This is a genomic window from Sporosarcina sp. BP05 (genome assembly GCF_014282005.1).
Classification (GTDB): Bacteria; Bacillota; Bacilli; order Bacillales_A; family Planococcaceae; genus Sporosarcina.
Map to the genome: position 1 here is coordinate 1 of NZ_JACFTD010000021.1, position 12630 is coordinate 12630.

The 12630-nt window shown below is 40.7% G+C and carries 9 protein-coding genes and 2 riboswitches; of the genes, 1 reads left to right on the forward strand and 8 read right to left on the reverse strand.

Translation table 11 applies throughout. The annotated features are described in order from the left end of the window. Positions 1-300: 300 nt before the first annotated feature. From H2672_RS16585 to H2672_RS16615, 7 genes are all read right to left on the reverse strand, one after another. Entirely contained in the window at positions 301-1635 is a 1335-nt protein-coding gene (locus tag H2672_RS16585) for an NCS2 family permease (protein WP_186673219.1), read from the reverse strand. Between the two features lie 96 nt (positions 1636-1731). After that, a riboswitch (purine riboswitch) is annotated at positions 1732-1833 on the reverse strand. Then, positions 1825-3135, reverse strand: a complete 1311-nt coding sequence (gene guaA / locus H2672_RS16590) for a glutamine-hydrolyzing GMP synthase (protein WP_483315868.1) — start codon at positions 3133-3135, stop codon at positions 1825-1827. (Overlaps the previous riboswitch by 9 nt.) 182 nt (positions 3136-3317) lie before the next feature. Next, positions 3318-3418, reverse strand: a riboswitch (purine riboswitch). 31 nt (positions 3419-3449) lie between these two features. Beyond that, complete coding sequence (locus H2672_RS16595; RefSeq protein WP_186673221.1) at positions 3450-5639, reverse strand: DUF4129 domain-containing transglutaminase family protein; 2190 nt, start codon at positions 5637-5639, stop codon at positions 3450-3452. Next, positions 5636-6841: a DUF58 domain-containing protein gene (locus H2672_RS16600; protein WP_186673223.1), complete on the reverse strand. Its 1206-nt coding sequence runs from the start codon at positions 6839-6841 to the stop codon at positions 5636-5638. Before H2672_RS16600 ends, H2672_RS16595 begins: the two co-directional genes overlap by 4 nt. After that, entirely contained in the window at positions 6838-7788 is a 951-nt protein-coding gene (locus H2672_RS16605; RefSeq protein WP_186673225.1) for an AAA family ATPase, read from the reverse strand. Before H2672_RS16605 ends, H2672_RS16600 begins: the two co-directional genes overlap by 4 nt. 298 nt (positions 7789-8086) lie before the next feature. After that, positions 8087-8911 (reverse strand): ammonia-dependent NAD(+) synthetase, encoded by an 825-nt coding sequence (nadE, locus tag H2672_RS16610; protein ID WP_186673232.1) that lies wholly within the window; start codon positions 8909-8911, stop codon positions 8087-8089. A 15-nt stretch (positions 8912-8926) separates the two neighbouring features. Further along, positions 8927-10396 (reverse strand): nicotinate phosphoribosyltransferase, encoded by a 1470-nt coding sequence (locus H2672_RS16615; RefSeq protein ID WP_186673234.1) that lies wholly within the window; start codon positions 10394-10396, stop codon positions 8927-8929. 169 nt (positions 10397-10565) lie between these two features. Here H2672_RS16615 and H2672_RS16620 point away from each other — a divergent pair, with 169 nt between their 5' ends. Next, on the forward strand, positions 10566-10736 hold the full coding sequence (locus H2672_RS16620; RefSeq protein WP_186673236.1) for a hypothetical protein: 171 nt from the start codon (positions 10566-10568) through the stop codon (positions 10734-10736). A 74-nt stretch (positions 10737-10810) separates the two neighbouring features. Here the strand turns inward: H2672_RS16620 and H2672_RS16625 are convergent, their stop codons facing one another. After that, a complete protein-coding gene (locus tag H2672_RS16625; RefSeq protein WP_186673238.1) occupies positions 10811-12622 on the reverse strand; it encodes an ABC transporter substrate-binding protein in 1812 nt (603 codons plus the stop codon). Positions 12623-12630: the final 8 nt, after the last annotated feature.

Sequence of the window (12630 nt, forward strand, 5' to 3'; positions counted from 1 at the left end):
GCTGACTTAGTTAGAAACGTTTTGCTCAAGTGCGTTAGCACTCTCGCTTAATTTCATTGATGTTTTGCTGTTCAGTTTTCAAGGTTCATTTGTTGTAACTCGCTGTCGTTATTTGTCGTTCGCTCCCGACTGCTTAATCAATATAACATCCCCCAAAAAGGATGTCAACAGTTTTGTATGCTTTTTGTAAAGTTTATTTAGTTATTATTAATCCTCACTACTTCATGTCTCAAATCTACAGGCAACAACCAGAGAAAAACGGCCCCCTTATCATGCCTGGGGGCCGTTCCTTCACTATCATTATTTTATAAACACAAAGTACAAAACGAAGATAAACCATAAACCATACATAATTGGATGAACTTCTTTTCCGCGTCCACTGACAATCATTGTAATCGGATAGAAGATGAAACCAATGGCGATTCCAGTTGCAATACTATAACTAAGTGGCATTGCGATAATTGTAAAGAATGCTGGCACTGCAATTTCAAAGCGTTTCCATTCAATATTCCCTAATGAAGATGCCATCAGCACACCTACAATAATTAACGCTGGTGCAGTTACTTCCGCCGTGATCACAAACAGCAGCGGTGAGAAGAACAGTGCAAGAAGAAATAGAACACCAGTTACAATGGAAGCAAAACCTGTTCTTGCCCCTGCAGCTACTCCGGCAGTCGACTCAATGTAAGAAGTTGTAGTCGATGTTCCAAAAACTGCCCCAGTTACAGTCGCCATTGAGTCCGCAAGAAGTGCTTTCCCCGCTCTTGGCAACTTATCATCTTTCATTAGACCCGCCTGATTCGCAACCGCGACCAGCGTACCCGCCGTATCAAAGAAATCAACAAAAAGGAATGTAATAACAATCACAAGGAATTGTGTCGTTAATAGTGACGTCGGATCTTGGAATATCGCTTCGAATGCAGCACCGAATGTTGGAGCCACTGAAGGTACACTAGACACGATTTTATCGGGCAAATTAATCAGTCCGAAAATCATCCCTACTATAGTAGTTGTTATCATTCCGTAAAATATAGCTCCATTAATTTTACGTACCATCATAATTACCGTTATGACAAGCCCGAATATAGCTAGTAAAGTTGGTCCCTTTGAAAGGTCACCTAAAGCTACAAGCGTATTTGGATCAGCAACGATAATATTCGCATTTTGAAACCCGAGGAATGTTATGAAAAGACCGATACCTGCACCAACTGCAAATTTTAGTTGCGCAGGGATTGCATTAATAATCGTTTCACGGAGACCCGTAAGCGATAATACAATAAATATGAGACCCGAAAAAAGAACGCCTGTTAATGCAGTTTGCCAAGGTATTCCCATACCCAATACAACACTGAATGCGAAGAATGCATTCAATCCCATCCCCGGCGCAAGTCCAATTGGATATCTCGCGATAAGTCCCATGAACAATGAACCTACTGCTGCGGCAAGCGCTGTGGCAACGAAAACTGCTCCTTTGTCCATACGCATCTCGTCAGGGATACCGGTTATACCGTCAAGTGACAACATTAAAGGGTTAACAATAAGAATATACGCCATCGCAAGAAACGTTGTCAGTCCCCCGATAACTTCCCGGCGGTAGTTTGTTCCAAGCTTGTCGAACTCAAAGTACTTTTTCATGTATACCTTCCTCTTCAAATCAATTTTCCAAACAAAAAGAAGCATACGATAGTGCCTCGCATGCTTCTCCAACACAAATTCAAAATAGAAGGGTTGTCCCCCTTCTATCGAATTCGTAGTCGGAACATTTAAGGTGTTCCGGTAGAAACTTCCGAGCCATATCCTCGGTTTTATACGATATCCTCTATTTTATTCCCACTCGATTGTGCCGCCTGGCTTTGGAGACAGGTCATAGCATACGCGGTTTACATTTTTTACTTCGTTAATGATCCGGTCAGTGATTTTCAGAAGAATTGGCCAGTCGATTTGTTCCACTGTCGCTGTCATCGAATCTACTGTGTTAACGGCACGAATAATGATTGGGTATTCATACGTACGCTCGTTGTTACGTACACCGACAGACTTGAAGTTCGGAATGATTGTAAAGTATTGCCAAACTTTCCGATCCAATCCTGCGAGTGCAAATTCTTCGCGTAAAATAGCATCTGATTCGCGTACTGCCTCAAGACGATGAGGCTCAATTTCACCTAAAACGCGCACACCTAGACCAGGTCCTGGGAATGGTTGGCGATAGACCATATCATGCGGAAGACCTAACTCAACACCACATGCACGTACTTCATCTTTGAATAATTGGAATAACGGCTCCACTAATTCAAATTGCATATCTTCTGGAAGCCCTCCAACATTATGGTGAGATTTGACGACTTTATGTGTTTTCGTGCCGGATTCTACGATATCCGGATAGATTGTTCCTTGTGCTAAAAAGTCGATCCCTTCAAATTTGCTCGCTTCTTCTTCAAATACGCGAATAAACTCATTACCGATAATTTTACGTTTCTCTTCTGCTCCGTCTACCCCTTTTAGTTTACCTAAGAAACGCTCGCTCGCATCCACGTAAATAAGGTTTTCTTCCAAGTCTTTTTCGAACATTTGAATAACGCCCTCAGACTCGTTTTTACGCATTAAACCGTGGTTTACATGCACACAAACTAATTGCTTGCCGATTGCCTTGATTAATAATGCTGCAACAACAGACGAATCTACACCGCCAGAAAGAGCTAATAATACTTTCTTATCGCCTATTTGTTTACGGACTAAAGCAACTTGGTCATCAATGAAATTTTTCATATTCCAGTTCGCTTCCGCTTTACATGTATGGAAAACGAAATCTTTTAACACTGCTTTCGTTTCTTCTTCACTTGGCCATTGCTCTAGCACTTCCAATGCTTTTGTTGATGGGTGATTTACGCTAATGACCGGAATATTCAAAGAATAGATTTCATCTAATACATCGATTGCTTCGCCATCAATGATATTATTTTTACCACCATTTAAAATAATCCCTTTTACCGTTTTTAACTGCTCAATATTTTGGGCTGTAAGATCATGAGGATGAATTTCACTATATACACCCAAATCACGAATCCAACGGGCTATTGTCGTATTCTCACTACTACCTAAATCCAATACTAAAATATTGTCCTGCTTCAAGATGATACAACCCCTTTTAATTTTATTATTCCAGCCTTTTCCGGCTATTTCACCAATTTTTTCATCGTGCAACATAACTATATTCCAAACGTCCCACAACGTCTTTTCAAATAGAGAAAAACGCGTCAGAAAGTCCAGCTTTCTGCGCGTCTCATCATCTATAAAAAAAGCGAAAACAGCTCATATATATGAGCTGAATCCACCTACATAGTCAAGTCATTTTCGGTGACTTGTAGAAACATCCGAACCATATTATCGGATATATATGAGGGCATCTTGGGCTTATTCTTTTTTCATCTTACTTCTATTTACGACAAAAATCAACCTGAAGTCCTATTGATTAAGTCTTCCCATATTTCCTTCAATTCAAACCATTCATGATCAGTAATATTTCCACCATACAATCCCTTTTCGTATGCAGTTGTAAGCATTTTCATTCTTTCTCCACCGAAGTAGTTGTCAACCATCGTGGCATAATCAGATAATGTCATGCCAGTTGCTCGCTTCAGACCGGAACGATTTAGTTGCTTTAATAAACTGGTATAGCGTCTTGTAAATGTAACCCAGTCGTCTTGATTAGTGCGATGGGTATACACGAGTACTTTAGGCAGCCATTTCACCCTACCAACGAATAGTCTCCAACCGGCAAAAATGACTATAAATCCAATTGCACCTACTATCCACATATTATTTCGGATCCAAGTACCTACAGATATAAAAATCTCACTAATTTTAAAGTTCTTATCTGTTTTAACCGTTTTTTCTGTCTGTTCTTTCTTTGGTTGTTCAGGCTTTTTCACTTCCGGTGTTAATGTATCATCAAGGTTCAACTCGATATCGTATTCAATATCCGTTAAGCTATTAAACCCAATCGTCGGTTCATACGGCATCCAACCAATACCAGGCATATATGCTTCAACCCATGAATGCGCCTCATTATTCGTAATCTGATAAACTTTCTCATCCGCGTCATTTAAAACAAATTCTCCGGGAGCGAAACCTTTTACCCAACGTGCTGGAATATCGATCGAGCGTAACATGACAACCATAGACGTGGAAAAGTTATCGCAATATCCCTTTTTCGTATCAAAGAGGAACTGATCTACATAATCATCGCCCGCTTTCGGAATAGCGACACCCTGCTGCGTATAGACAAAGCCATTTCTTCCAAAGTACCTTTCAATTGCCTTTGTCTTTTCGTACACACTTTCCTGGTTATCTGTTATGTTTTTTGCAAGTTCCTTCACCCGCTCAGGTAATTGCTCTGGAAGTTGTAGATACTGCGTTAAATCTTCAGCTACCCCTGAAAAGTCTTCCATCCTTGTGGCCCTTAACTTTTTCAAACTGTAGTCGGACTCTGTGAATTCGACTTGATACGAATCCAGGGCCTCTTGCTTGCCCTCGATTTCTGTACTGTACTTCCCTGCCCCTTCTGAGTATTGAAATACAACATCCTTTGTTGCGTATACTTTATTCATCCCATAAGGATAAACAATGAAAGGAAATGCTTCCGACACCTTCAAATCTGCAAGTAGTTGGGCCGTATCTTCCACATTCCCTCGACCCGCAATTTCCCCCATCTTCATACCAGGAATAAAACTAATTGGAACATCGTCAATAGATACCTGTTCCCAACCTTTAGAGGTGTATGTGTTTTTCGTTTCAATTTTCCAATATTGTTGGCTATCCACTTTTGCCTCAAAAACTAATGTGGAATCCTGTACAAACGAACCACCCAATGTGGAATCATTCATATCGTATCCACTTTTAGCTCCACCACCGCCTTCCCCGCGGCCTTGTACAAGTGATTCAAAATAAGGAAACGGATCTGGCCAGATGGGATCTTTTTTCGGAAGAATGTTTGCAAGCGCACCACTTACAACGACTGCGACAAGAAGTGGAATGGATATCGCTAGGAACGTACCTGTTGGAACAGATGTATTGTGCCTCTCCGCAAGCCTAGTAATCGCCAGCAAACCAAGAAGTAATAACCCCGTCACCATTATCCTGAAGATAGCGCCGTCTGCTGCATATCCACCGAAAGTATCAATGAACGCTATAAATAGAATAGTCATAATATAAAATAGCAAAATACTTTTTCTTACTTCAATCCAATGACGGATAAGATAGGTCGTCATCCACAGCACCGCAAAAAACAAAACAGTCCTAAATGGATTCGTAATTCGCTCCCAGTCACCATTCATAATAATTGGTGCATTCGCAAGGAAGTTACCCGATAAACGGACCAGTGTTTCCTGCGTAAATAGTACCTTTTCAAAAAACACATAATGAGTCGCTAATACGATGAAGAGTAATTTTGTAGGAAGGACTATCCACCACTTCACTTTAATTAGGGACAAAAAAAATGACAACGCAACAAATAATAAGAACAGTGATAAATGGTCTGAATTAGTCAATTCAATAACCGGAATGAGCCATTCTCTTAAAAGGATCAATGCGAGTATATACAGAATTAGGAGCAGTCGCCTATCAATTCGCGTTCCAGTCATAATCGCACCACCTCTTTAAAAGCATTCATAAACTGCTCCCGCTCTAATAAACGTACGGTTACTCCCCTTGATTTTGCTAATCGGATATCATCTTCAATTCTTTGCAGTGCCGGATCATCCCTTTTCACCACGACCATGCATATGATGGCTTCAACATTTTTCACACTTAGCATAACCGATTGTATGAAAGGTCCGTCCGGGTTCCCCGTGATCACTACAATACTGCCACCGTGCTGAAACGCAGTTCCAAAGTCAGTTAGCGACGCTTCATTGGTGGGCTTAATCTTCGCCAAGTGAACTAGCGCCATATGAAGTTGCTGTTCAGATTGTATAAATGGAAATAAGGAAGGATTAGGGCCCGTCGTCATTAAGGCAAGACCTGCCTGATGACTTGATGCTTCTTTCAATATCGAAGCAGTTAGTTCCACTAGCTCCTCAAACATTTCCGTCTCTCTACCATCCATGATTATAAATAACTCTTGGGATCGTCTATCTTCAAACTCCTTTGTCATCAAGGTCTGCGTTCTAGCAAACGACTTCCAATGAATCCATGTCACTCGATCACCTGACTGGTAATTGCGGACGCCCGTAGCCATCGTCATATCTTTGACGATATTTAATGGTGAGGCCATCGTACCTTGGTCATATTGCGTATTGAATGGAACATAATGAATACCTGTCATTTTCGGAAACACAAGAATCGTATTCTCTATTTCAATAAATCTCGTTTTCCGAAGCCATCCGAAAAAGTCGGAGATTTCAACTTTCACCCCTTGAAGTACATGTTCACCCCTGGGCATTTTTTCAATTTCGTATTCCCACTCAACTTCTTTACGAAATCCAAAAACAAACAGGCGTTTTAAATTTCCACCTGCCAACAAAACTATTTCCGGCTCCGTCCACCTTTCACTCGCAACGGTATAAAGCAAAGGAAATCGGCCTTTACGTTTAATTGATATAGAAACAATCAACTTCTCGCCATTTTGCACATGAGGTGTCCGAATAGTACGTTCCACGGTCATTTTCGACATTGGATAGAAAAATAGTAATAGAGAATAGATTGTAAAAGGCAATATGATATAAAAAATAGTCCAGCTTACCATGCCGCCTTGGAACATAGCAAAAACAAATGTAGCAACCAAGACGAACAATACAAATAGTAACCGGCTAGAAGTACCAATCATTTTCTTAGCAGTTGTCATTTCAACTGAACCTTATCTATAGGCACACGTACTTTCATTAAAATCCGTTCCACAATTTCCGTCGTGGAAATCCCTTCATACTTAGCTTCAGGGCGCAAAATCATGCGGTGTCCAAATACGAATGGAGATAAATACTGAACATCGTCGGGTATAACATAGGTTCTGCCTTTTATCATTGCATACGCCTGACACGCTTTCATAAGCGCAAGAGATCCACGTGGACTTACACCTAAATAGACATATGGATTATCACGCGTCTGCGCAGCACATTCCACGATATAGGATTTAATGGTGTTATCGACTTTAACCTCCGTTACAGCCTTCTGAAGTTCGATTAATTCTTCAAGTGATACCACCGTTTCCAACGTATCAATCGGAACGGCTTTCTCCGCACGATCAAGTACTTCAATTTCTTCAAGCTTTGTCGGATAGCCCATCTTCAGTTTGAATAGAAAACGGTCTAGTTGCGCTTCAGGCAGCGGGTATGTCCCTTCATATTCAATCGGATTTTGTGTTGCCATAACAAAAAACGGTTGCGGAATCCGCATCGTTTCACCATCTATCGTCACCGTAGACTCTTCCATCCCCTCTAATAAAGAGGATTGTGTTTTTGGCGAAGTTCTATTGATTTCATCAGCTAGAATAATATTCCCCATGATTGGTCCTGGCCTAAATTCAAATTCCATTTCTCTTGGATTATAAATTGAAACGCCAAGAACATCAGATGGAAGTAAGTCAGGTGTAAATTGAATACGCTTAAAATCTGCGCCAATTGACTTAGCTAACGCTTTTACCATCATCGTTTTTCCAACACCCGGCACATCTTCAAGAAGGACATGACCCCGGGCAAGAAGGGCGGTAACACTTAATTCGGCGATATCTCTTTTCCCAATCATCACTTTTTCGATGTTGGTTAATACTTTCTCAATCATCTCTTTATGTGTCATTTCAATTCCCCCATTTGTATATAAGACTCAATTTGTCCGAAAATTAACAAAACACACCTTTATAATACAGGATATCCCATTACCACACAACTTAAGCGTTGATAAGAAAAGCGCTGGAGGGCCTTTAACTTAAGGACTGAAGCGACAGAGAAAGGCGCGATGTTCTGTCGCAATAGCAGCATACCCCACTTAGTCTGGGCCCAGAGACTACACGCAGGGGTCTAGACATTGCTTTAAGCGGAAAAACTATACTTATCTCTCTAGAAAATAAAAAAAGACCCCCGTAGGAGCCCATAAATCACTTCCAAAAATCATCAAATATCGTAATTGGCATATGCCGTTTATGCTTTGAACGGAGAAAATGATTCTCTATTGCTATACGGGGCCCCTCCGGTAACTCTTTCCCCTCGAGATAATTGTCGATATCATCGTAGGTAACACCAAGCGCTACTTCATCAGGTATTGCTGGCTTGTCTTCTTCAAGATCCGCCGTCGGAACTTTCAAGTAGAGGTGTTCAGGGCAGCCAAGTTCCTTAAGGAGTTCTTTCCCTTGCCGTTTGTTCAACCTGTAGATCGGCATAAGGTCTGCACCGCCATCCCCGAATTTCGTATAAAACCCGGTAATCGCTTCCGCTGCATGATCACTCCCGAGAACAATACAATTATGCATGGCCGCAACTGAGTATTGAACTTTCATACGTTCCCGTGCTTTTTCATTTCCTTTAGCGAAATCGGTCAACGTAACGCCCGCTGCTGTCAATGCACGCTCGCTCGCATCGACAGCTTCTTTAATGTTAACCGTGTAGATCAGCGACGGCTTAATGAATTCCAATGCTTCCTGGCAATCCTCCTCGTCAAACTGAGAACCGTAAGGCAGCCGAATTGCAATGAATTTATAACGCTCTGTTTCTTCTTCATCATTTAATTCATCAACAGCGAGTTGGCCAAGTCTCCCGACAAGCGTCGAGTCTTGCCCCCCTGAAATTCCAAGAACAAAGCCATTTAGAAACGGGTTTTTCCTTACATATTCTTTCATGAAGTCAATCGATTTCCTGATTTCTTCTTTAGGATCTATAATAGGTCGCGCCTGTAACTCGGCAATAATTCGATCTTGTAGTGTCAACTTCAACAAACCTCCTTATCCGTTAATAAAGTCTTCCACCATTTCCTGGACTTCCTGGATGTTACGCAGCTTATTGTCCCAACACTTTTGGCTTAAGTCGACCGGATACTCCTCAGGATTAAGGGATCGTTTATATTCATCCCATAATAATTCTAAGTTGCCTTTCGCATAATCACGCATTTGTTGAAGCGTTGGATTATCGTAAATAATAACTCCTTGTTCCGCGACTTTGACATGTAGATCTTTCGCTTCGAAATTCGTAACAAACTTTGAAATGAATGTGTGGACGGGGTGGAACATTTTGATTCGTTTCTCAGATGCGGGGTCTTCATCATGCATCGTAATATAATCCCCTTCAGCCTTACCGTTTTCTCGGTCAATAATTCGATACAACTTTTTCCGACCAGGCGTCGTCACTTTTTCGGTTGTCGATGAAATTTTGATTGTATCTTCCATTTCGCCGACTTCATTTTCTATGGAGACAATTTTGTAGACTGCCCCTAGTGCGGGCTGATCATACGCCGTGATCAATTTCGTTCCAATTCCCCACACATCTACTCTCGCGCCTTGTGCTTTCAAGTTGAGGATTGTATATTCATCCAAGTCATTTGAAACAAATACTTTCGCATCTGAGAATCCAGCTTCATCTAGCATTCGGCGCGCTTCTTTTGATAGGAATGAAATATCTCCACTATCTAAACGAACGCCGATGAAATTGATTTTATCACCAAGTTCATTTGCTACTTTAATGGCAGTCGGAATACCTATTTTCACTGTATTATAAGTATCTACTAGGAAAACACAGTCTTTATGGCGTCTCGCATAAGAGTGAAATGCTTCATACTCACTTTTATAGGCCTGAATCATTGAGTGGGCATGCGTTCCCGCTACAGGAATATCAAATCTTTTCCCAGCGCGGACATTACTTGTCGCTTCTACTCCGCCAATGAACGTAGCACGTGCACCCCATATCGCGGCGTCCATCTCATGCGCACGGCGACTGCCAAATTCCATCACTACTTCGTCCTTGACGACTTGTTTGATGCGGCTCGCTTTTGTCGCAATAAGCGTCTGGTAATTAACGATATTAAGGAGAGCTGTCTCGATCAGCTGGGCTTCGATAAGTGTCGCTTCTACGCGAATAATCGGTTCGTTCGCAAATACAAGTTCCCCTTCAACCATCGAATAGACATCCCCTGAGAAACGGAGCTCCTTTAAATAAGATATGAAATCGTCTTCATAGCCGAGGTCATCCTTCAAATAAGCAAGATCACTTTCACTAAAATGAAAATCTCTTAAATAATCTAGAACCCGCTCAAGCCCCGCGAATAACGCATAGCCATTACCGAACGGCAAGTTTCTAAAAAAGAGTTCAAAAACCGCTTTCCGTTCATGTATACCATCCGCCCAGTATGATTCCGCCATATTGATTTGATATAAATCTGTATGTAAAGCCAAGCTGTCATCCGCATATTTCGAACTCATGTCAATCTCCTTCTTCCGCATACTAATGGTACAAGTATACACTATTTACCCTATATCGACTGAAAATAACATGATGTAACATATCCTTTTTCCTTTTCCGCAATTCATGAATGAATTTATTCTGCCAAGCCATATTAAATAGAATTGATTCTATTAAGGAGGTATTTTTATGAAAAAAGACAATGAACGAGATGCAAACAAAAATAAACCCTTATCTGAAAAGATAAAAACGAGAACAATCAATCAGAACGGTATTCATGAAGAATTATCCCGTGAGTTCGCAACGCTTGGTGACCGAAAAAAAGCGATGATTGATTTTTATCGGTCGACAAAAAAATAAAACTTAAATAAAAGGAAAAGAGACTAAATCCTAATATCGATTTAGTCTCTTTTCATTAATCATATGAGAAGATATTAGTTACCTGCTTTATAATCGTTCAAAAACTCTTGAACTTTTGCCGAATCTGCCTTCAATTCATTCCCCGTATCAACCATCGGGCTAACTGTAGAAACTGCCTTCTTTTTATTCCCTTGATAGAAATTCAGAATTTCATCCTGGTTGATAGAGTAAAGAACGGCTTTTCTTAACGCTTCGCTTGTTGATACTTCACGATTTTTCGTATTGAAAAGTAAGTAACTTACAGCGTTACTATCATTTTTTTGTAGGAATAACTTGCTGTCATTTTCAACTAGATCATATTTTGTTTCCGGAACACCGTTAAACAAATGGATTTCACTGTTACGCAATGCCGAAAGCGTACTGTCCGGATCTTGTATAAAGCGTACAGTTACATTAGAAATTTTCGGTTCGTAATCCGTCCCTGCCATATATGCAGGGTTTTTGTAGAAGATTGCTTCATAATCATTTTTGTGGGACAGAATATATGGGCCACTCGCATACAATGTATTGTTATATTTGGCACCTTCTGTAACAGAATTTTGGTCGCCGTAAGGGATATCTTTACTTACGTCGAACGAAGCGACATCATACGTATTGATGCTCTCGACTTGTTTTTTAGACACGATTCCCGCAGATTGGTGAGCCAAGTAGTTCAGAACTTGCGGGAAAGGGTTAACTGTTGTCATTTTCACAACTTGGTATTTTCCTGAAGTGTTATCTGCTGAAGTTTTATCAGAAACGAGTTCAGCGATTTTCACGTCCAAGCCCTTCTCCAGTCCTTCTCTGATCGTTTCGTTACTTCCGGATTGCAGAACATCCAATTCAGATAGATCCGTTACAACTTCTACATCTTGAATATGTTCATGCAAGCTGTATGTGCGGTGATCAGGTACAGAATTCGGATCTTTCGCACGGTTCAGTGAGAAAATAACATCATCTGCGCCTACACGCTCACCTGTATCTACAGCTTTTCCATCGGTGATAGCAGCAAAGTTAAGATCGTCACGGAGAAGGAAATAATATGCTGAATTGCCTTCTGCAATACTATGATTATAAGAAAGTGAGCCATCTGAAACGACTACATCATCATCCGTCAGGTTAACTAGTCGAACGTACATGTTCGTATTAAGTGTATTAATTGAGCCGTCGTTCGCTTTAATAGGATCAAGAGACGTCAACGTTCCGTTTGCTTGCTGAACGATTAATGAATCAGTTTCTCTTTTTGTTTTGTCATTAAAATCAATAGGTTCCCACGCGATTGCACGTGATTTAGCAAGTCGTACTGTATTTACGTCAAGAATGTCTTTATTGACTCCTTGTGCTTTAAATGAATTGTAAAGAGGTACAATATAAGCTTTGTCAAACACTAGACGCTGTTCTAATTGCTTGTATGTCTTTGCAAACTCATTAGGCGTTTCTGTACTTGCTTTTTCAATCAATGCATCAACTTCTTCATCAGCCATAATACTGTTATCACCGTCTGATTTGAACAGTGCCCGAACGGCATAATCCGGATTCCCTGTAACTGTAGTCCAGCTAGATAATGCGACATCATAATTCCCTGCCTCTTTCTGTGCAGTGAAGCTTCCGTAATCAGGTTGAATATTCAACTTAACGTCAAAGCCATTTTTAATAAGCTGATCTCGTACAATGTTCATATCTTCTTCTCCAGAACCCATACCCAGAAGTTCGATGACCACTTTACTTTTATCCGTCTTTGGTTCTGTATTGTCATTCTTTTTATCGGAAACATCCGATTTCGTACTTACACATCCGGCCAAAACCACCATAACTGCTAGTAAAATCGTCAATAAACTTTTCTTCATTATTAATT

Excerpts from the sequence above, each read along its gene's own strand:
- H2672_RS16620 (WP_186673236.1), top strand. The coding sequence starts at position 10,566 with ATGAAAAAAGACAATGAACGAGATGCAAACAAAAATAAACCCTTATCT.
- H2672_RS16600 (WP_186673223.1), bottom strand. The coding sequence starts at position 6,841 with ATGACAACTGCTAAGAAAATGATTGGTACTTCTAGCCGGTTACTATTT.
- H2672_RS16595 (WP_186673221.1), bottom strand. The coding sequence starts at position 5,639 with ATGACTGGAACGCGAATTGATAGGCGACTGCTCCTAATTCTGTATATA.
- H2672_RS16625 (WP_186673238.1), bottom strand. The coding sequence starts at position 12,622 with ATGAAGAAAAGTTTATTGACGATTTTACTAGCAGTTATGGTGGTTTTG.
- H2672_RS16585 (WP_186673219.1), bottom strand. The coding sequence starts at position 1,635 with ATGAAAAAGTACTTTGAGTTCGACAAGCTTGGAACAAACTACCGCCGG.
- H2672_RS16615 (WP_186673234.1), bottom strand. The coding sequence starts at position 10,396 with ATGAGTTCGAAATATGCGGATGACAGCTTGGCTTTACATACAGATTTA.
- H2672_RS16605 (WP_186673225.1), bottom strand. The coding sequence starts at position 7,788 with ATGACACATAAAGAGATGATTGAGAAAGTATTAACCAACATCGAAAAA.